Annotated in this window: 18 protein-coding genes; 10 read left to right on the forward strand and 8 right to left on the reverse strand. The window is 59.3% G+C overall.

The features are described from left to right. Positions 1-241: 241 nt before the first annotated feature. Both BLT77_RS04045 and BLT77_RS04050 read right to left on the reverse strand, forming a co-directional pair. Positions 242-1,090, reverse strand: a complete 849-nt coding sequence (locus tag BLT77_RS04045; protein ID WP_090362464.1) for a general secretion pathway protein GspB — start codon at positions 1,088-1,090, stop codon at positions 242-244. Next, positions 1,090-2,628, reverse strand: coding sequence for an ExeA family protein (locus tag BLT77_RS04050; RefSeq protein WP_090362467.1), 1,539 nt, complete (start codon positions 2,626-2,628; stop codon positions 1,090-1,092). Before BLT77_RS04050 ends, BLT77_RS04045 begins: the two co-directional genes overlap by 1 nt. 109 nt (positions 2,629-2,737) lie before the next feature. Here BLT77_RS04050 and BLT77_RS04055 point away from each other — a divergent pair, with 109 nt between their 5' ends. From BLT77_RS04055 to BLT77_RS04065, 3 genes are all read left to right on the forward strand, one after another. Next, positions 2,738-3,964, forward strand: coding sequence for a multifunctional CCA addition/repair protein (locus tag BLT77_RS04055; RefSeq protein WP_090362469.1), 1,227 nt, complete (start codon positions 2,738-2,740; stop codon positions 3,962-3,964). Positions 3,965-4,100: 136 nt separating this feature from the next. Beyond that, positions 4,101-6,029: a RecQ family ATP-dependent DNA helicase gene (locus BLT77_RS04060; protein WP_090362472.1), complete on the forward strand. Its 1,929-nt coding sequence runs from the start codon at positions 4,101-4,103 to the stop codon at positions 6,027-6,029. Positions 6,030-6,222: 193 nt separating this feature from the next. Next, positions 6,223-8,217: a TonB-dependent copper receptor gene (locus tag BLT77_RS04065; RefSeq protein ID WP_090362477.1), complete on the forward strand. Its 1,995-nt coding sequence runs from the start codon at positions 6,223-6,225 to the stop codon at positions 8,215-8,217. A gap of 80 nt (positions 8,218-8,297) precedes the next feature. On the opposite strand, the gene BLT77_RS04070 is transcribed toward BLT77_RS04065, so the two are convergent. Genes BLT77_RS04070 through folB form a run of 3 tightly spaced genes read right to left on the reverse strand, consistent with a single transcriptional unit; the run spans position 8,298 to position 9,964 of the window. Next, the gene (locus BLT77_RS04070) at positions 8,298-9,092 is read right to left on the reverse strand and encodes an undecaprenyl-diphosphate phosphatase (RefSeq protein WP_090362480.1); all 795 of its coding nucleotides are present in this window, start codon (positions 9,090-9,092) and stop codon (positions 8,298-8,300) included. After that, complete coding sequence (folK, locus tag BLT77_RS04075) at positions 9,093-9,599, reverse strand: 2-amino-4-hydroxy-6-hydroxymethyldihydropteridine diphosphokinase (protein ID WP_090362484.1); 507 nt, start codon at positions 9,597-9,599, stop codon at positions 9,093-9,095. It lies immediately after the preceding gene. Continuing rightward, the gene (gene folB, locus BLT77_RS04080; protein ID WP_245709859.1) at positions 9,599-9,964 is read right to left on the reverse strand and encodes a dihydroneopterin aldolase; all 366 of its coding nucleotides are present in this window, start codon (positions 9,962-9,964) and stop codon (positions 9,599-9,601) included. The genes folK and folB overlap by 1 nt, the downstream gene beginning before the upstream one ends. Before the next feature lie 154 nt (positions 9,965-10,118). Here folB and plsY point away from each other — a divergent pair, with 154 nt between their 5' ends. Next, entirely contained in the window at positions 10,119-10,724 is a 606-nt protein-coding gene (plsY, locus tag BLT77_RS04085; RefSeq protein WP_090362489.1) for a glycerol-3-phosphate 1-O-acyltransferase PlsY, read from the forward strand. Between the two features lies 1 nt (position 10,725). Here plsY and tsaD read toward each other — a convergent pair whose 3' ends face one another. Then, positions 10,726-11,745, reverse strand: coding sequence for a tRNA (adenosine(37)-N6)-threonylcarbamoyltransferase complex transferase subunit TsaD (gene tsaD / locus BLT77_RS04090; protein WP_090362493.1), 1,020 nt, complete (start codon positions 11,743-11,745; stop codon positions 10,726-10,728). Between the two features lie 334 nt (positions 11,746-12,079). Here tsaD and rpsU point away from each other — a divergent pair, with 334 nt between their 5' ends. The 4 genes from rpsU to rpoD all read left to right on the forward strand — a co-directional run bounded on the left by rpsU (position 12,080) and on the right by rpoD (position 16,515). Then, positions 12,080-12,295: a 30S ribosomal protein S21 gene (rpsU, locus tag BLT77_RS04095; protein WP_084144540.1), complete on the forward strand. Its 216-nt coding sequence runs from the start codon at positions 12,080-12,082 to the stop codon at positions 12,293-12,295. 12 nt (positions 12,296-12,307) lie between these two features. Further along, on the forward strand, positions 12,308-12,751 hold the full coding sequence (locus BLT77_RS04100; protein WP_090362495.1) for a GatB/YqeY domain-containing protein: 444 nt from the start codon (positions 12,308-12,310) through the stop codon (positions 12,749-12,751). Between the two features lie 85 nt (positions 12,752-12,836). Continuing rightward, on the forward strand, positions 12,837-14,603 hold the full coding sequence (gene dnaG / locus BLT77_RS04105; RefSeq protein ID WP_090362497.1) for a DNA primase: 1,767 nt from the start codon (positions 12,837-12,839) through the stop codon (positions 14,601-14,603). A gap of 79 nt (positions 14,604-14,682) precedes the next feature. After that, positions 14,683-16,515 (forward strand): RNA polymerase sigma factor RpoD, encoded by a 1,833-nt coding sequence (gene rpoD, locus BLT77_RS04110; RefSeq protein WP_245709860.1) that lies wholly within the window; start codon positions 14,683-14,685, stop codon positions 16,513-16,515. Positions 16,516-16,583: 68 nt separating this feature from the next. Here the strand turns inward: rpoD and BLT77_RS04115 are convergent, their stop codons facing one another. Next, positions 16,584-17,372, reverse strand: a complete 789-nt coding sequence (locus tag BLT77_RS04115; protein ID WP_090362501.1) for a crotonase/enoyl-CoA hydratase family protein — start codon at positions 17,370-17,372, stop codon at positions 16,584-16,586. A gap of 101 nt (positions 17,373-17,473) precedes the next feature. Here BLT77_RS04115 and BLT77_RS04120 point away from each other — a divergent pair, with 101 nt between their 5' ends. Both BLT77_RS04120 and BLT77_RS04125 read left to right on the forward strand, forming a co-directional pair. Next, a complete protein-coding gene (locus BLT77_RS04120) occupies positions 17,474-18,454 on the forward strand; it encodes a response regulator (RefSeq protein ID WP_090362503.1) in 981 nt (326 codons plus the stop codon). Positions 18,455-18,464: 10 nt separating this feature from the next. Next, positions 18,465-19,427 carry a GGDEF domain-containing protein gene (locus tag BLT77_RS04125; protein WP_090362506.1) on the forward strand — a complete coding sequence of 321 codons (963 nt, stop codon included), beginning with the start codon at positions 18,465-18,467 and terminating at the stop codon, positions 19,425-19,427. Here BLT77_RS04125 and BLT77_RS20175 read toward each other — a convergent pair. After that, positions 19,421-19,579, reverse strand: coding sequence for a hypothetical protein (locus tag BLT77_RS20175; protein WP_176819174.1), 159 nt, complete (start codon positions 19,577-19,579; stop codon positions 19,421-19,423). The two genes, BLT77_RS04125 and BLT77_RS20175, sit on opposite strands and share 7 nt — an antisense overlap. Between the last annotated feature and the right edge of the window lie 28 nt (positions 19,580-19,607).

Raw genomic sequence — 19,607 nt, forward strand, 5'->3', positions numbered from 1 at the left:
ACGGCCAGTTTGAACGGCGGGAATCTTAATCATAGACCGCCGATGCTCGTTCTCTGGCTGAGAGTTTTGAATTGGTCACAGGGCGCCCATCAGTCGCGCCGCCATGGCCTTTGAGTCATGGCGACCATTATACTCGTAGCAATTGGATAAGCTGCTGTGGCAACGATATTTATCTTCTATTTTTTTCCTGGCCGGAAAAACAAAAAGGAGCCCGTAGGCTCCTTCGATGTCACCCTGAAGATTAGAGTTGCCCCAATGCCGGAACGCTGAACGCCTGACCCTCTTTCTCCAGAATTACCTCATTGGGGCGAATCTCTTTCAGCGTCACCCCCGGGGCCACCGCATCCCCCTCCTGCAGCTCACGACCATTGGCCCTCAGCCAGCGGTTGTCGGCATCGGAAGAGTACACGTGGGCGGTGATGTTGATGTCTGGCAGCCCCTTCTGAAACGCCCAGGGCAGAGTGCCCAGCTTGGGAGCGTCGACCGAGCCCTGGCTTGCCGTTTCGGCGGCTTTCGGCGCCATCAGGGCTTCGGCGCTGAGCGCCGAATCATCCGCCTCAGCGTCAACTGCCTGCTGAGCCGGCTCCGAAGCCGGCTCAGCCAAATCCAGATCGGCCACAGCCCGCTCAAACGCCGCCAGCAACTTGGCATTAGCCGGTTCGCTGGCCTCTACCGACGTTGAAGACGTGACCTCTGGCTGAGCCGAAGCGACAACCTCGTTGCTGGCCTTAACTGCCTGCTGGCCGGGCTCAGCAGTCATAACCTGCTGCTCAGGTTTGTACAGATACTGCATCGGCTCTGACTCAGGTTCTGGCTCCGGTGCCACTTCGAAAGCCACCGGGATCGGCATGACCAGCTGTTTGACCCGCACCACCTCCGCCGTAACCACCGCAGTGGGGGCCTCGGCCTGAGGCGCCGGCTGCAGGGCAAGGGCGGCATACATCGCCGTCGCGCCGACCAGGGCCCCCGCCACAGGCCAGGCAAAGTGCCAGGGCAGGGACGACTTCGGGGCCAGGGGCACCGCCACGGTGGCATCAAGCTGGCCTTGCTGCTGCTTTTCCCGACCCACTGCATCCAATAAATACGACATTAGCCCTGGCCTCCATCACTCAGACGCGGGCCATGGGAATTCCCCAGCACGCTGATCAACTCCAGAGTCTGCCGCCCGGCCACTCCGTCCACATCCAGGCCATAGAGGCGCTGAAAACGCTCCACTGCCTGCCGGATTCCATCATCGTAGTGATCAACAATCCGGGCCTGGCGCTGCTGCAGCCGGCTCAGACTGTTTTCCAACCATTGCACCTGACCTTCAGGACTGCCCTGGCTGATAAGGCGTGGCAGCGAGCCGGATGCCTGCCACAGCAGGGTGTAATGGCCATCAAAATGACGAATAAACCACTCCTGGGACACTTCCACCCATTGGTCGCCAAACTGCAGGGTTAACTGCTGCGAGTTCCGACCCAGCAACGCGCCGTAATAGGGTGAGCCATCGTCATCACGCAAGCCGACCACCGCCGGGTAGTCCATCTTAAACAGCTGCTGCCAGCTGCTGACGCCCGTCAGACAAGCCAGCCTCTGGGTTCGGGCATAATCGCAGGGCGCGTTGGCCGGCACCGGCATCTGCCAGTGATGGAACAGCGCCTGATAGGCCTGCAGATCCTGTTGGAAGCGCGCCAGATCCGGCGCAGGCTCGACCGCGTCAGCTGGCTGGTGCACCACCATCGGTTCGGGTCGGGGCGTCAGGGCGTACACCACCGCGGCACTGGCCAGAGCCGACACCGCGGTGGCCGCCAGCCAGGGCCAGCGACCGCGAGCCTTGGCCTTGATCCCCAGCACCTCCGCTGCGGCGGCCTCCACTTCACGTCGTCCGAGGTGGATCTTCTGGTGGGCAAAGCCCCCCATCAACGCCCGCTCACACAACAGGTTGATCACCCGGGGCACACCGCCACTGTATTGATGCAGGGCACGAATGGCCCCGGGCTTAAACAGCGGCTGGGGCCGCCCCGCCACCTGCAGCCGATGCTGCACATAGAAGGCGACCTCTTCCCGGGTCAGGGGCAACAGGTGATAACGGGCGGTAATCCGCTGGGCCAACTGACGCAGCTCCCGTCGCTGCAACAGCTCCTGCAGCTCAGGCTGGCCGATCAGGATCACCTGCAACAGTTTTCGAGTGTCGGTTTCGAGGTTGGTCAGCAACCGCAACTGCTCCAGTACCTCGGGTTTCAGGTGCTGAGCCTCATCGATGATCATCACCGTATTGCGGCCGGCCTGATGATTGGCCAGCAGGAAAGCACTGATCTTATCGGTCAACTGCTTCAGTGTCGGGTTGGGATCGTAGCCGATTTTCAGTTCATCACACAGGGTGGCCAGCAGCTCCAGTTCGGTCAGAGCCGGATTCAGAATGAAGGCGGTATCGGTATTGTCCGGCAACTGGCCCAGCAGACTGCGCGAAACCGTGGTTTTACCGGTTCCGACCTCACCGGTTAGCAGCACAAAGCCGCCGTGCTCACCGAGACCATAGGTCAGGTGGGCCAAGGCTTCTCGGTGACGGCCGCTGAGAAACAGAAACGCCGGGTTGGGGGCGATGGAGAACGGGCTTTCCGTTAGCCCGTAAAATCCCTTATACATAGCAGGTGTGCGCTCTCGAACGAATTTGCCCCAAGGTACGACCTGGCTTCTGGCTTGTCAAAGCCCGGAAGTCATATAATGACCGAGCTAATACTATTGGGAGCAACCGGTGCAAATTTACTTAGTGGGCGGAGCCGTCCGGGATCAATTACTGGGTCTGGAGATCAAAGACCGGGATCATGTGGTGGTGGGCGCCACCCCGGCGCAGATGCTGGCACAGGGGTTTCAGCAGGTGGGCAAAAGCTTTCCGGTCTTCCTGCACCCGGACAGCCATCAGGAGTACGCCCTGGCTCGCACCGAGCGAAAAGCCGGCCATGGCTACACCGGCTTCGAAGTGTGCGCCGATCCGACCGTCACCCTGGAAGCGGATCTGTTGCGCCGGGATCTGACCATCAATGCCATTGCCCAGGCACAGGATGGCAGCCTCACCGACCCCTACGGTGGCCAGCGGGACCTGGAAAAACGTCTGCTGCGCCACGTCTCCGACGCCTTCGTCGAAGACCCGCTGCGGGTGCTGCGGGTGGCCCGTTTTGCCGCCCGCTTCCACAGCCTGGGCTTTACCGTGGCCGACGACACCCTGGCGCTGATGCGGCAGCTGGCCGACTCCGGCGAGTTGGCGCACCTTACGCCGGAACGGGTCTGGAGTGAAACCGAGCGAGCCCTGTGCGGCCCCACCCCCAGAGTCTATTTCGAGGTGTTGCACGCCTGCGGCGCCCTGAAGGTACTGATGCCGGAGCTGGCTGCCCTTGACGGCGTGCCCCAGCCAGCAGCCCACCACCCGGAGATCGACAGCCTGGAGCATACGCTGCTGACCGTGACCCGGGCGGCAGCGCTGTCACCGTCACTGAACATCCGCTTTGCCGCCCTGGTGCATGATCTGGGCAAGGCGCTGACCCCCAGCGAGCAGTGGCCCCAGCACATTCGCCACGAGCAACTGGGACGACAACCGCTGTCGGCGCTGTGCCAGCGCCTCAAGGTACCCAACGCCTGCGCCGAACTGGCGGAGATTGCCTGCGTGCAGCACCTCAATGTCCACCGGGCCGAGGCGCTGAAACCCCAGACCCTGCTAAAACTGTTTGACCGGGTCGATGCCTGGCGTAAACCGAAGCGGTTCGCGGATCTGCTGCTGGTTTGCCAGGCCGATTCCCAGGGACGACAAGGGTTTGAGCAACGCCCCTACCCTCAGGCGGACTATCTGAGCCAGGCTCTGGCGGTGGCCAACCAGGTTCAGGTGCGCCCCATTGTCGAGGCTGGCTTCAAAGGCCCGGCCATCAAAACCGAACTGGCCCGCCAGCGCATCGAGGCCCTGAGCCGCTATAAAGTCCGCGCGGAGTGAGCCACGGGCCGGTGGCTGCCTTGTGCGCCATCGACCTGTTATGATTCCCGACTTTGCTGATCCTGATGTCATCCCCGTCGCCACCACGCCCCGGGGCCATATACTGAGATCAGCCTCCCTTACCTGGATCCCTGTTATGCCCCACTCTCTGTTGCAGCAGCACTTCGGTTTCACCCAGTTTCGCCCTGGCCAGGAAACGGTCATCGGTCACCTGCTCAGCGGGCAAAGCAGCGCCGCTATTTTCCCTACCGGCTCCGGCAAGTCCCTGTGCTATCAACTGCCGGCACTGGCGTTGCCGCACCTGACCCTGGTGATCTCGCCCCTGCTGGCGCTGATGCAGGACCAATTGGCTTTCCTGCGATCCAAGGGCATCGCTGCCGCCAGCATCGACTCCAGCCAGAGTTATGACCAGGCCCAGCAGGTGATGCAGCAGGTGCGCCAGGGGGAGATCAAGATTCTGATGATCTCGGTGGAGCGACTCAAAAACGAGCGCTTTCGCCGTTTCATCAGCCAGGTTCCGCTGTCACTGCTGGTGGTGGATGAGGCGCACTGCATCTCGGAGTGGGGCCACAACTTCCGCCCGGACTACCTGAAGCTGCCGGACTACCGCCGCTGGCTGAAGATCCCCCAGGTACTGCTGCTCACCGCTACCGCCACCCCCAGGGTGATAGAGGACATGGCGGCCCGGTTTGAGATTCCGCCGCAACAGATCGTGACCACCGGCTTTTACCGCCCCAACCTGGACCTGAATGTGGTGGCGCTGGCACCGGCCGAGCGCCAAGCCTACCTGCTGGAATACCTGCTCCCCAGGCAGGGGCAGCCAACCATTGTCTATGTCACCCAGCAGGGCAGCGCCGATGATCTGGCCCGCTACCTGTCGCAGCACGGGGTGCCCGCACGTGCCTACCACGCCGGCATGGATCATCAGCAACGCCAGTCGCTGCAACGAAGTTTCATGGCGGGAAGTTGCAACACCATCGTCGCCACCATCGCCTTTGGCATGGGCGTCGACAAGGCCGACATTCGGCAGGTGGTACACTTCGATCTGCCCAAGTCCATCGAGAATTACTCGCAGGAGATCGGCCGCGCCGGCCGCGACGGCGCCCGTTCCGAGTGCCTGCTGATGGCCAACACCGCCAACCGCTCGGTGCTGGAGAACTTTGTCTACGGCGACACCCCGGAGCTGGCCGGCATTCAGGAGGTGGTGAATCAGATTGCCGCCGCCGGGCCTCAGTGGGAACTGCTGGCCACCGCCCTGGCCAACGACAGCAACGTGCGGGCGCTACCGCTACGCACCCTGTTGGTGTATCTGGAGATGGCCGGCATAGTGCAGCCCCAGTACAGCTATTTTGCCGAGGTCAAATTCAAGCTGCTGGCCGATGAAGCCACACTGTTGAACCGCTTCGATGGTGAACGACGCCAGTTTTTGCAGGCGCTGCTGACCCACTCCAACAAGGCCCGAACCTGGTACCAACCGGACTTCGACGCCCTCCACCAAAGCTATGGCTCCGATCGCAACCGCGCCATGGTGGCCCTGGAGTACCTGGCGGATCAGCAACTGCTGGAACTGCAAAGCAAACAGATGACCGAAGTCTACCGAGTGACTCAGCCGCTGCCGCCATTGCCGCCACTGGTGCAGCAGTTGCACCAGCAGTTTCTCGACAAGCAGCAGAGTGAAATCGACCGCATCGCCCAGATGCTGACGCTGCTGCAGGAGCCCCACTGCCTGAGTCGGGCTTTAGCGCAGTACTTCGGTGACCCGGACGCACCGCAACAGTGCGGCCACTGCTCGGCCTGTCGCGGTCAGGCGGCGACCCTGCCAGTAACCGAGGTGGCCAACGAAGTGCCCATGACTCAATACCAACAGTGGCTGAGGCCACTGGCCGAGGCGGTGGAGGGACGGTATCAGACGCCGCTGACCGCCGAGCTGGCCTGCCGCTTTCTGGCCGGCATCCCCACCCCCTGGCTCAGCAAACTGCGGGCCCGCTCCCTGGCCGGATTTGGCGCCCAGACCCAGGTGCCCTTTGCCAGGCTGCTGGAACATTGCCGCCAGGCGCTGGCGTGAACCACGGTCAGTGCTCTCATTCAGAATACATAAAAAGTAAAAAAATTCCTCAAAACCAGTGGATAATTCCCTATTAAAACAGGCAACTGCGACCGATTGTCGCAGTTTGCCCCGGCGCGATTGCCGCCCTGGGGCTGAGGCAAAATAATGCCCGTCATCCAAACACCACTAGCTTTAATGCTCAGGAAGAGAGATGAAATTTGCCTTGTTACCCAGTGCCGTTGCGGTCGCCGGCCTGCTGTCCTGGCCCACCCTGGCCGACCACACTGATACTCAAGATGATGGCCAGTGTGACCACCAACGCTGCGACGAACGGATGGTGATCACCGCCGAACCCATGCAGACCCCTCTGACCATCGTCACCGATCCCAAGCAGCCCAGGCAGCCTCTGCCGGCGTTCGACGGCTCAGGCTTTCTGCGCACCATTCCCGGCTTTGCCGTTACCCGTAAGGGCGGCTCCGGCGGCGACATCAGCCTTCGTGGACTGGGGGGCTCGCGCATCAATGTGGTCAACGACGGCCAGCAGGTCGGCGGCACCTGCGGCGGCCGCATGGATCCCCCCACCAACTACATCTCGCCGGAAACCTATGAGCAGGTCACCGTCATCAAGGGCCCACAAACCGTCAAATACGGCCCGGTTGGCAGTGCCGGAACCGTGCTGTTCGAGCGCACCCATTACGGCCTGGCCGAAGCGGGCACCGAAGGCCGGGCCAGCCTCACCGCCGGCAGTTTTGATCGCAAAGACTACCTGATGGAGCTCACCGCCGGCACCACGGAGCACTACTGGAGCCTCGACATCAACGGCTCCCAGAGCGACGACTTCAAAGATGGCGACGGCACCACCATGCAATCGGAGTATGACCGCCAGAGTGTGCATACCGCCGTGGGCTGGACGCCGGACGAGGATACCGTGGTGGAGCTGGGCTACGGCTACTCCCAGGGCAGTGCCGAATACGCCGATCGCGCCAACAAAGCCCGCCAGATCGACAATGAAAATCTGACCCTGTTGGCCAGGACCACCCTCGACTGGGGTTGGATTCAGGGCGTAGAGTGGCTGGTGTACGGCAATGAAAATGACCACATCATGGACCAGTTCGATCGCCCGATCACCGATCCGGACAACCTGCCCATGGGCATGAACCCCAAGCGCACCAACTACGGTGGCCACCTGTGGCTGGAGCTGATGCCCAGCGTCAACTGGGGGGCCACCATCGGCCTGGATCTGCTCGACAGCACCCAGGAGACGCGCGCGGGCAAGAGTCTGGACGAACTGGAAAGCGCCGCCTTCGAGGAGGTCTTCAACAAACAAAACCTGGGGCTGTTTATCGAATCCGATGTCGCCTGGGGCCAGGGCACCCTGTTTACCGGCCTGCGATACGATCGCTGGCGTACCCGCCTCAGCGGCAACTGGGCCGGTCCGGGCAAAGACAACGACCGGGATGACAACCTGTTCAGCGGCTTTGCCCGTTACGAATATGAACGCGGTAGCCACCAGTGGTATGCCGGCGCCGGCCACGCCGAGCGCCTGCCCGACTACTGGGAGGTGATGAAAGCCGGCACACGGCTAACCCTGGATCCGGAAACCACCAACCAGCTGGACATCGGCTGGATCCATCAGGGTGCGGTAGAGCTGTCCCTGTCGCTGTTCTACGCCGACATCCAGGACTACATCCTCATCGACACCCAGACCATGCCCAACGCCCGCAATATCGACGCTACCCTATGGGGCGGCGAGGCGGGACTCACCTACCGGTTTGCCGAGCGCTGGAGCTGGGTCACCACCCTGGCCTACAGCCACGGCGACAACGACACCGATGACACCCCTCTGGGCCAGGTCTCCCCTCTGGAGGGCAAACTGGCCCTGAACTACGACAGTGACTCCTGGAGTTTCGGTGCCCTGTGGCGACTGGTGGCCGCCCAGGATCGGGTCACCGTAGGCCAGGGCAACATCGTCGGCCAGGATCTGGGCGAGACGGCCGGCTTTGGTGTGCTGTCACTGAACGGCGCCTGGAAACCCACTGCCGCGGTCGCCGTCAGCATGGGCATCGACAACCTGTTCGACAAAACCTACGCCGAGCACGTCAGTAAATCGGGCGCCGGCAACGACCTGCTTCCGCCGCAGGAGCGCACGCTGCAGGTCAACGAACCCGGCCGTAACCTGTGGGTCAAACTGGATTACCAGTTCTGATTCGAAAGAGCGGGCAGCCTTTACGCCTGAAAACCAGCAAAAAAAACGGCCGTTAAGGCCGTTTTTTTTGTTAGCTGGCTTCAGACAAAGAAGGCAAACAGCACTCCAGCCAGCGCCAACCGGTAGATCACAAACGGCAACATACCCATGCGGCTGATGATCTTCAGAAAGAAATGGATGCACAGGTAGGCAGAGATAAAGGCCACCACCAGCGCGGCACTGAGAGAGGTCCAGTCCACCGGCTCCGGGTTGCTGACCAGTCCCAGCGCCTCATAACCCCCGGCGAGAGCGCCCACAGGAATGGCCAGCAGGAACGAGAACCGGGCCGCGGCCATCCGGCTGAGCCCCAGGAACAGCGCTGCGGTAATGGTGGCACCAGAGCGGGAGGTGCCGGGGATCAGGGCCAACGCCTGGGCCAGGCCAATCACCAGCACGATCTGCCAGGTGATATCGGCAATCTCCCGCTTCTCGCTCGGCTTACTGTCGGCCCACCACAGCAGCAAACCGAACACCAAAGTGGTGGAGGCCAGTACCCAGGAGGCGCGCAGTTCGGTGGAGATAAAATCGTTAAACAGGATGCCCGCCAGGCCGACGGGAATGGTACCCAGAATGATCAACCAGGCCAGACGACTGTATTCACAGTGCTGACCGGCCAGCGAGCGAAACCAGGCCATCAGCAACTTGCTGACGTCATCGCGAAAGTAGATCACCACCGCCGCCCAGGTTCCCAGGTTGATGATGGCGTCAAAGGCCAGCCCCTGATCCGGCCACCCCAGCACCTGGGAAGGCAGAATCAGATGCGCCGAACTGGAGATCGGCAAAAACTCGGTGACGCCTTGAATCAGCGCCAGCCAGAAGGCTTGAATCAGGTCCATTTACTGTTGTTCTCCCGCACACGGCCAGTGCAAGGACACCGGCCACAGCTTCTGTGTAGTCTTATCGAATTTCTGCCACAGCTGTGACAGGCTTGCACCACTCCCTGGCAATTTCATGGTCGGGGCCAACTCCGACAGAGGCCATAGCACGAAGGCGTTGTAGTGAATCTCGGGTCTGGGCAACACCACAGGCTGCTGACAACACAGATCGTCATACAGCAGCAGATCGAGATCGACGCTGCGACTGGAAAACTTCCTGGCGTTCAGCGGCCGGCCGTGAGCCAGCTCGATGGCTTTCAGCCGGGCAACGGTGTCGGCCACGGATCCATTCGAATCGCAGGCCACCACAAAGTTCAGAAAGTTGTCACCGGTAAAGCCGACCGCTTCGCTTTCGAACACCCGGCTCAGCTGCAGCGGTCCGAACTGACGCTGCAGATCGTCCAGGGCGGGCGGCAGGGCATGGTGCGGGTCAATATTGCCGCCGACACTGATGAAGATGCGCGCCATCAACCCGCCCGGTGACCGCGAGCGATGCGTACCCCCAGGGTGGTGGTGTTGGCCACCGCCCCCGGCTTATGTACCGTCACCTGGACCCAGTTGACGGAGAAGCGGCTGCGGATCAGCTCCGCGACCTTTTCCGCCACCGTTTCAATCAGCTCATGGGGGGCCCCTTCGACCAGCTCCACCACCGCCTTGGACACCGTGTCGTAACACAGTGCCTGACGGTAATCGTCGCTGCTGGCCGCCGGCTGGATGTCCCAGCTCATCTCCAGATCGAGATACAGGGCCTGACGAATCTGCTTTTCCCAGTCAAAAACGCCGATCACCGACTCACATTTCAACTGCTGAATAAACACCGTATCTGCTTGCAAGGCTGGTACTCCCATCAAAGGTTAGATACCCTAACGCTCTGTCTGTTTTAGGTTTGCGCAGGATAATAATCGCTTTCAGCGCCTGTCAGCAAACCCAATCCGGCTGTATCGGCATCAGCGCCAAAATTTAGGTTGCGAAGGAAACCCATACCCTATGGTCCCATTGATGATTGTACTGGCCTACCTACTGGGATCGATTTCCAGTGCGGTTTTGGTGTGCAAACTGAAAGGGTTACCGGATCCCCGCTACCATGGCTCCAATAACCCCGGGGCCACCAATGTCCTACGCCTGGGGGGCAAAGCGGCGGCGGTAATGGTACTGCTGTTCGACGTCCTCAAAGGCACTATCCCGGTCTGGACCGGCTACCATCTGGGCATCGATCCGCTGTCGCTGGCCTTCATCGGCATCGCCGCCTGCCTGGGGCACATCTACCCGGTATTTTTTGGTTTCAAGGGCGGCAAAGGGGTTGCCACGGCATTGGGGGCGCTGGCGCCCATCAGCGATTGGATGGGCTTACTGATCATCGCCACCTGGCTGGTGATCGTCTTTATCACCCAATACGCCTCATTGGGCGCGGTGCTGACCTCGATGCTGGCGCCGCTGTACACCTACCTGATCAAGCCCCAATACACCCTGTCGGTGGCCTTGCTGTGCCTGCTGATCATCTGGCGTCACCAGGACAATCTGGTGCGTTTGTGGCAAGGCAAGGAGCCGAAAGTGTCCGAACGCATCAAGCGCAACCGCGACGGACACCCCTGACTCAGCTTCCCGGCTTCTCCAGGCTGTCCAACGGCCAACGCGGCTGCCCTTTGACCGCCAGGGGCTGCGTTTCCCCCGCTTTCAAGCGCTGTAAGCCGGCATAAGCGATCATCGCGCCGTTATCGGTACAGAACTCATTGCGAGGATAAAACACCTCGCCATTGAGCTTGTCCATCATCACTTTCAGTTCCGCTCTCAGGTGACGGTTGGCACTGACGCCTCCGGCCACCACCAGCCGGTTCAGGCCGGTCTGCTTCAGCGCACGACGACATTTAATCGCCAGAGTGCCCACCACCGCATCTTCAAAGGCACGGGCGATGTCTGCCCGGGTCTGCTCGCTGTCGTCTTCGGCGGCAATGGTATTGGCCGCGAAGGTTTTCAGGCCGGAGAAGCTGAAATCCAGTCCCGGCCGATCGCACATGGGACGGGGAAAGGTGAAACGGCCACTGTGGCCCTGTTGAGCCAGCCTGGACAGCAGCGGGCCTCCCGGGTAATCCAGCCCCATCAGCTTGGCGGTCTTATCGAAGGCTTCACCGGCGGCATCGTCGATGGACTCGCCCAGCATCTGGTACTGACCGATGCCGTCCACCTGCACCAGCATGGTATGGCCACCTGACACCAGCAGTGCCACAAACGGGAATGGCGGCGGCACCTCCTCCAGCATCGGTGCCAGCAAGTGCCCCTCCATGTGATGCACCGCCACCGCCGGCTTGTCCCAGGCGAACGCCAGACTGCGGCCAACACAGGCTCCCACCAACAACGCGCCGACCAGGCCGGGGCCGGCGGTATAGGCGATGCCATCGAGTTGTTCTGCGGTGGTATCGGCATCGGCCATCGCCTGCTTGATCAGCGGAATGATCTTGCGGACGTGGTCCCGGGACGCCAACTCAGGCACCACGCCGCCGTAATCCGCATGCAGCTTAACCTGGCTGTAGAGGGCATGGGACAGCAATCCCTGCTCATCATCGTAGATGGCAATGCCGGTTTCATCACAGGAAGTTTCGATTCCCAACAGTCGCATGCTAGACTCTCTTGCTAAAATTTGAAGGACGCAATTCTACCTGTGCTCAGCGCCGGATACCAACCCGGCATTCCGCCGGACAGTAACCGGAGTCGGTTCCGCCTCACTGGCGGGCCCGACAAGGCGATGAAATTACAGATAAATTGCTTGATTCAGAGCAGTTTGCGTTATCGCCCTCGGGTCAACCCAAGGGTGAGGGTCACTATTGGGTCAGTTATCGACATGACTGCCCTTTACAAGCCCGCCTTGTTCAGAGTAGAATTTCGCACCATTTTGAAGTTCTGCTGGTCAAAAGATGACCAGCGTTAACCCCATTTATTGAGGTGAGTGGCAGATGCCAGTAATTAAAGTACGTGAAAACGAACCGTTTGACGTAGCCCTACGTCGCTTCAAGCGTTCTTGTGAAAAGGCAGGTATCCTGTCTGAAGTACGTCGTCGCGAGCACTACGAGAAGCCTACCACTGCACGTAAGCGTGCTAAAGCTGCCGCTTCCAAGCGTCACGCTAAGAAGCTGTCTCGTGAGAATGCACGCCGTACTCGTCTGTACTAAGTAGAGACGACTATGTCTGTAATTGAGCGTTTAAAAGAAGAGCAAAAAGCTGCCATGCGTGCCAAAAACAAGGCGCGCCTGGGAGCCATTCGTCTCGCTCTGGCTGCCATTAAGCAGCTGGAAGTTGATGGCCAGAAAACACTGTCTGACGACGAAGCTGTCGCTGTGCTGACCAAAATGGTTAAGCAGCGTCGCGATTCCATCAGCCAGTATGAAGCTGCCAATCGCCAGGATCTGGCCGACGTGGAAGCCGCCGAAGTCGTGGTACTGCAGGAGTTCCTGCCACAACCGCTGACCGACGACGAACTGGCCGCTCTGATTGAAAAGGCAATGGCTGATTCCGGCGCCAGCTCAATGCAAGACATGGGCAAGGTGATGGGGCTGTTGAAGCCTCAGGTTCAGGGTCGTGCCGACATGGGGGCCTTAAGTGGTCTCATTAAGGCGCGTCTGGGCTAAGTCAGCTTGCCTTCGCGTGAAACAAGCCGTGCCCTGCACGGCTTGTTCGTCTCTATTCGATCGCTTTCAGGAGACTCTGAAGTAAGTGGCAGGCCGTATCCCAAGAGATTTCATTGACCAGCTACTGGCCCGAGTCGACATCGTCGACCTGATCGACGCACGCGTAAAATTAAAGAAATCAGGCAAAAACCACAGCGCCTGTTGCCCATTCCATAACGAAAAATCCCCCTCCTTCACCGTCAGTCAGGATAAGCAGTTCTATCACTGTTTCGGCTGTGGCGCCCACGGCAACGCCCTGGACTTTGTGATGGAATACGACCGTTTGGAGTTCGTTGACGCCATCGAAGATCTGGCGGCAATGATGGGTATGGAAATTCCCCGGGAGCAAGGCAGTCATCGCAGCAATGCGGCCCAGGCCCCCAAACTGACCAGCCATTACGAATTGATGGACTGGGCAGCCAAATTCTTTCAATTGCAGTTGAGAAAACACCCCAGCCGCCAAGCCGTCATTGATTACATCAAGCAGCGCGGGCTGGACGGCGACACCGTCAAACGCTTCGGCATCGGCTTTGCCCCCGATGGCTGGGACAACCTGCAATCGCAACACAAGCACAACCCCAGCGGTCTGGCGACCCTGACCGAATGTGGCATGCTGATCGCCAAAGAGGGCGGCGGTCGCAGTTACGACCGTTTCCGCGATCGGCTGATGTTCCCCATCCGCGACCGTCGCGGCCGGGTGGTGGCCTTTGGCGGCCGGGTACTGGGTGACGGCACCCCGAAATACCTGAACTCGCCGGAAACCCCGATCTTTCATAAGGGGCGGGAGCTGTACGGCCTGTATGAACTGAAGCAACACCAACGCAATCCTCAGCGGATTCTGGTGGTGGAAGGCTACATGGATGTGGTGGCCCTGGCCCAGCACGGCATCCCCTACGCGGTGGCGTCCCTGGGCACCTCGACCACCTCGGATCAGATGCAGTTGCTGCTGCGCACCAGCAGCCAGATCATCTGTTGCTATGACGGCGATAACGCCGGCCGGGAAGCCGCCTGGCGCGCCATGGAAACCGCATTGCCACACCTGCGCGACGGCGTGCAGCTGAAGTTCATGTTTCTGCCTGACGGCGAAGACCCGGATAGCCTGGTGCGCCAGCAGGGGCAGCAGGCCTTTGAAGCCCTGGTTGACGACGCCACACCGTTATCGGACTACCTGTTCACCACCATGTTGAAACAGGCGGATCTCTCCAGTCAGGAGGGCAAGTCCAAGCTGGCCACCAACATGGTGCCACTGCTGAATCAAATCCCGGAGGGGCTGCTGAAAGAGAGTCTGTTCTCACAGCTGGAACGCTCTCTGGGCTGGGGAGCCCGCTCCCTTCGAACCCAATCCACTCCTGCGGTGTCTCAACCTAAGGGAGTGCAAGGCAGAGGGACACCGGTTCGCCGGGCCATCGCCTTGTTGCAACAACACCCTCAGCTGGGTTATCAACTGCCAGCCCAGGAGGAGTTAGCTCACCTGGAACTGGCCGGTCTACCACTGCTGAGGGAGATGTTGGAGCTGTGCCGTCCAGAGCCTTTGACCACAGGGCAACTGATGGAACGGTTCCGCGGGCGCCCGGAATATGGCGCCCTGAGTAAACTCCTGGGCTGGAAGCTGGAGATTGAAGATGAATCTCTTTTCGAACAAGAGTTTACCGATTGTTTATTGTGGTTGAATCAACGATTTTTTGAACAGATGTCAGAGCAACTGCAGCGTAAAGCGCGTGATGGTTCGATAACCACCGAGGAGCTTAGGCAGTTGCAAGAGATGAATCTGTTATTACAGGGGCTGAAAGGGTCCCGAAAGGCTAGCGATTGAACATGCAAAAAGCTATAATTGGCTATTTGCGCGTCAATCGCCAAATACCCGTATTCACAACCGTAAGTGGATGATATCTATGGATCAAACTCCGCAGTCACAACTTAAGCTTCTGGTAGCAAAAGGCAAAGAGCAGGGCTACCTGACCTACGCCGAGGTGAACGATCACCTGCCGGCGGATATGATCGATTCCGATCAGATCGAAGATATTATCCAGATGATTAACGACATGGGCATCAAGGTCTTCGAGACCGCACCTGACGGTGACACCTTGATGATGTCGGAAGACGCAACGGACGAAGATGCCGCCGAAGCGGCTGCCCAGGCGCTGGCCAGCGTCGAAGGCGAGCTTGGCCGTACCACCGACCCGGTCCGCATGTACATGCGTGAAATGGGCACCGTGGAACTGCTGACCCGTGAAGGTGAAATCCTGATCGCCAAGCGCATTGAAGATGGCATTAACCAGGTTCAATGTTCCGTTGCCGAATATCCGGAAGCCATCTCGTTCCTGCTGGATCAATGGGACCGATACGAAGCCGATGAAATCCGCCTGGCGGAGATCATCTCAGGCTTTATCTCCGACGATGAAGACGAAGCGAACGTGGCCCCGACCGCCACTCACGTGGGTTCCGAGTTGTCCAAAGAGGAGCTGGATGACGAAGACGACGAGGATGACGACGACGACGACGACACCCCGTCCGGCCCGGATCCCGAGGAAGCCCGTGAGAAATTCGCCGAACTGCGCCGCCACTACGAGCTGGCCCAGCAGGCGATCGCCGAACACGGCCACGACTCTCTGGAAGTGGCGATGATCGTGACCCGTCTGTCGGAGCTGTTCAAGCAGTTCCGTCTGGTTCCCAAGCAGTTTGATCATCTGGTCGGCAACATGCGCACCATGATGGACCGGGTTCGTGTTCAGGAACGTCTGATCATGAAGCTGTGTGTCGAACAAGCCAAGATGCCGAAAAAGAACTTCATGAAGGCATTCGCCGGCAGCGAGACCGATCCGGCCTGGCTGACCACCGAGTGTGACGCCGGCAAGAGCTACAGCCCGGCGCTGGCGCTGGTGCAGGAAGAGCTGAACCGCTGCATGGGCAAGCTGAAGCTGGTGGAGCAGGAAACCCGTCTGACCATCGGCCGCATCAAAGACATCAACCGTCGCATGTCCATTGGTGAAGCCAAGGCTCGTCGCGCCAAGAAAGAGATGGTGGAAGCCAACCTGCGTCTGGTGATCTCCATCGCCAAAAAATACACCAACCGGGGACTGCAGTTCCTGGATCTGATTCAGGAAGGTAACATCGGCCTGATGAAGGCGGTGGACAAGTTCGAATACCGTCGCGGTTACAAATTCTCCACCTACGCCACCTGGTGGATCCGTCAGGCCATTACCCGCTCCATTGCGGATCAGGCCCGGACCATCCGGATTCCGGTACACATGATCGAAACCATCAACAAACTGAACCGCATCTCCCGTCAGATGCTGCAGGAGATGGGTCGTGAAGCCACCCCGGAAGAGCTGGCGGAACGGATGATGATGCCGGAAGATAAGATCCGTAAGGTACTGAAGATCGCCAAAGAGCCGATCTCCATGGAGACTCCCATCGGCGACGATGAAGACTCCCACCTGGGTGATTTTATCGAGGATACCACCCTGGCCCAGCCCATTGATGCCGCCACCAGTGAAAGCCTGAAAGTGGCCACCAATGAGGTGCTGGAGGGCTTGACCGCCCGTGAAGCCAAGGTACTTCGAATGCGTTTCGGTATCGACATGAATACCGACCACACCCTGGAAGAGGTAGGCAAACAGTTTGATGTAACCCGGGAACGGATTCGTCAGATCGAAGCCAAAGCGCTGCGTAAACTGCGCCACCCTTCCCGTTCAGAGATCCTGAAAAGCTTCCTGGACGAATAGGGATTCGGTCATCAAAAGAAATAAAAACGCCCTGCATTTGCTGGGCGTTTTTTTATATCCATCATTCACTATCTGGGTAAATAATCTCGCTCTTTGCCCTTCTGTTTGGCCACCGCAATGCGCTGGTTTTTAGACAGCATCATTTTAATCTGGCCCCAGGTTTCGCCAATCAAAATTCGACCGTTAGAGGCAAAGCCTTGTCGCCGATATAGACGCTTCACCTCAGCCAGTGCATTGGGTGAACGCTCTATCAGCGCCTGCGCCAATATCTCGGCCCGCAGCTTGGGCTGCTCCGCGACTTCCGTGACCAGATTCAGCTCCAGCGCCCGCTGGGCATCCACCGGCTCGGCCATCATCGACAGCATCAGAGCCTGATCCTGGGGCAACTGCTCCCTCAGTGCCAGCGTGCCCCCCATATCGGGAATCAGCCCCCACCGCCCCTCCATCACCGCCAGGCTGGCATCGGGAGCGGCAATTCGGAAATCGGCCCCCAGGGCGATCTGCATGCCGCCGCCCCAGCAGCGACCGTCGATGGCGGCAATCACCGGTACCGGCAGGTCACGCCAGCCGGTATTGACTCTCTGGGCCAGGTTGGCCCGCCAGGGAAACACTTTAAACAGCAATTTCATTGCCGATGAGGGGGAATTAAACAACGACTTAATATCGATGCCCGAGCAAAAGTCCCGCCCTTCGCCGAACAAAATAACCACTCGAACGTCACGACGTCGAAGCAACTGTTTTTGCACGGATACTAAGGCTTTGAACAGCTCGTAATCCAACGCATTACATTTATCCGGGCGGTTCAATGCCACCCAGGCAACGCCTTCTTTTACTGCCAATTTTACTTTTTCCGACATGACCACTCCTTTGCCGTCAGAAATTCATCACCGTCAGGATCATGACATTCTCGAATTAATTCAATAGAATGTTCACTAATACCACTGAATAAGAAGGTCTTTTGACCCTAGGGCACGGAGGCACCACTATCAAGGTTCTAATATGCGATGACTCAGCACTGGCCAGAAAGCAACTGGCTAGGACCTTGCCATCTGGCCTCTGCAGCGACATCGCGTTCGCCGAAAGTGGCGAGCGGGCGCTGGAAATGCTGAGCCAATCTGAATATCAGTTGCTGTTTCTCGATCTGAATATGCCGGGAATTGACGGCTACCAGGTGTTGGAAAAGCTATCTGGTCAGACCTCCAAGCCTCAGACTATCGTGGTTTCCGCCGATATCCAAGCCCAGGCGCTGCAAAGAGTTAAAGATCTCGGGGCGCTCGACTTCCTCAAGAAACCGCTCAGCGCCTCGGATCTGGCCAGAGCCCTGGCCCGCTATCAGCTGCAAGATGACTGTCCCCCAGTCTGGATAAACACCCCCAACGTCAGCCTGGAGGATGCCCTGCGTGAGATCTGCAACGTCGCCATGGGACGCACCGCCTCTCTGCTTGCCAAGGTGATTGACGACTTTGTGCACCTGCCGGTGCCCAAGGTGTCCCACTGGAAGGCCAGTGACCTGGAGATGATGCTGACCGGGGCCCGTCAGGACAACGACACCCAGATTCTGTCCCAAGGCTTCATCGGTGCAGGCATCGCCGGCGAGGCGCTGCTGCTGTTCCATGACATCAATGAAACCGATCTGGGCCAACTGTTTGGCTTCCAGGGCTGCAGCATTGACCAGCAGGAGGAGGTACTGATGGACGCCGCCAACCTGCTGTTTGGCGCCTTCCTCAACAGCTTGTCCGAGCAGCTCAATGTGGCCTTCAGTCAGAGTCCGCCGTTGATTTGGCGCCACTCAAGCGAAGACACCCGCTTGTCCGGCGAAGTGTACGCCATCGAAATCAGTTACCGTCAGGAACAGCACAAACTCAATTGCGATCTGCTGCTGCTGCTACCCCAACCAAGCTGGCAACTGTTGCAAGTTCAGCTAAAAGACATCGTCTGAGCCCACCATCATGCCCAATAAAATCAGCCCCAACCCCGAACTGGATGCCCTGCACCTGTTGACCCAACTGGTGCAAACCATTGAGGTGGGTCTGGTGGTGCTCGACCGGGATTGCCGGGTTCACCTGTGGAACAGCTTCATGGAGAATCACAGTGGAAAACGCGCATCTCAACTACGAGGCAAACGCATCTTTGATCTCTTTGCCGAACTGCCGGAACGCTGGCTGACCGGAAAACTGGAGACCGCCTTTCTGCTGAATAACCGGGCCTTTACCACCTGGGAGCAACGCCCGTTTATCTTTGAGTTCCCCAACTCCAGGCCGGTCACAGGGCAGAGCCCCTACATGTATCAAAACCTCACCATTCAGCCGCTGAGTAACCGCCTGGGAGAGGTCAACCACGTAGCACTTCTGGTCTATGACGTGACCGTCGAGGCCAATCACCGCATGGCTTTGGCAAGAATGAGTCAGATCGACACCCTCACCGGGCTGGCCAACCGCCGCCTGTGGCAGGAGCACCTGGACAAAGAGTTTGAGCGCAGCCGTCGATACCACCACCCTGCCACCCTGATGGTACTGGACATCGATCACTTCAAGTCCATCAACGATACACTGGGGCACAGCGCCGGCGATACCGTCCTGGCCCAGGTCGGCCAGCAGCTGCGTAAGCTACTCAGAAAAAGTGACATTGCCGCCCGTTATGGCGGCGAAGAGTTTACCCTGCTGCTGCCGGAAACCGACACCGAGCAGGCGGCACTGTTGGCCGAGCGGATTCGAAGTACCATGGAGGCACAGGAGGTCAGCACCGAGAGTGGCGTGGCCCGCTTTACTGTCAGCATCGGCTATGCCCTGTTCGATCCGGGGCTCAGTGACGATAAGCAGTGGTTCAGCGCCGCCGATAAGGCACTGTATGAAGCCAAGCGCAGTGGCCGCAACCGCTGCATTCTGTACAGCGAGTCGTTGGACGCTCACTGATTGGGCGGGCTGAAGGGCCCGTCTTCCCGACGACGACCGCTACCGTGTCGCCGCTCCGCCTTACCGGGTTCCCAGCGAATGTACTGACGACGGTCCACGGTCTGACGTCGGTGTATGCTGCGGCGTTCAACGCCGGATGGATATTCTGCCATTCCCCAGCCTCTCAACAGTCAGGTGTTG

This window comes from Ferrimonas sediminum (assembly GCF_900100175.1).
GTDB lineage: Bacteria > Pseudomonadota > Gammaproteobacteria > Enterobacterales > Shewanellaceae > Ferrimonas > Ferrimonas sediminum.

Excerpts from the sequence above, each read along its gene's own strand:
- BLT77_RS04045 (WP_090362464.1), bottom strand. The coding sequence starts at position 1,090 with ATGTCGTATTTATTGGATGCAGTGGGTCGGGAAAAGCAGCAGCAAGGC.
- BLT77_RS04050 (WP_090362467.1), bottom strand. The coding sequence starts at position 2,628 with ATGTATAAGGGATTTTACGGGCTAACGGAAAGCCCGTTCTCCATCGCC.
- BLT77_RS04060 (WP_090362472.1), top strand. The coding sequence starts at position 4,101 with ATGCCCCACTCTCTGTTGCAGCAGCACTTCGGTTTCACCCAGTTTCGC.
- BLT77_RS04065 (WP_090362477.1), top strand. The coding sequence starts at position 6,223 with ATGAAATTTGCCTTGTTACCCAGTGCCGTTGCGGTCGCCGGCCTGCTG.
- BLT77_RS04070 (WP_090362480.1), bottom strand. The coding sequence starts at position 9,092 with ATGGACCTGATTCAAGCCTTCTGGCTGGCGCTGATTCAAGGCGTCACC.
- folK (WP_090362484.1), bottom strand. The coding sequence starts at position 9,599 with ATGGCGCGCATCTTCATCAGTGTCGGCGGCAATATTGACCCGCACCAT.
- plsY (WP_090362489.1), top strand. The coding sequence starts at position 10,119 with ATGGTCCCATTGATGATTGTACTGGCCTACCTACTGGGATCGATTTCC.
- tsaD (WP_090362493.1), bottom strand. The coding sequence starts at position 11,745 with ATGCGACTGTTGGGAATCGAAACTTCCTGTGATGAAACCGGCATTGCC.
- rpsU (WP_084144540.1), top strand. The coding sequence starts at position 12,080 with ATGCCAGTAATTAAAGTACGTGAAAACGAACCGTTTGACGTAGCCCTA.
- BLT77_RS04100 (WP_090362495.1), top strand. The coding sequence starts at position 12,308 with ATGTCTGTAATTGAGCGTTTAAAAGAAGAGCAAAAAGCTGCCATGCGT.
- rpoD (WP_245709860.1), top strand. The coding sequence starts at position 14,683 with ATGGATCAAACTCCGCAGTCACAACTTAAGCTTCTGGTAGCAAAAGGC.
- BLT77_RS04115 (WP_090362501.1), bottom strand. The coding sequence starts at position 17,372 with ATGTCGGAAAAAGTAAAATTGGCAGTAAAAGAAGGCGTTGCCTGGGTG.
- BLT77_RS04125 (WP_090362506.1), top strand. The coding sequence starts at position 18,465 with ATGCCCAATAAAATCAGCCCCAACCCCGAACTGGATGCCCTGCACCTG.
- BLT77_RS20175 (WP_176819174.1), bottom strand. The coding sequence starts at position 19,579 with ATGGCAGAATATCCATCCGGCGTTGAACGCCGCAGCATACACCGACGT.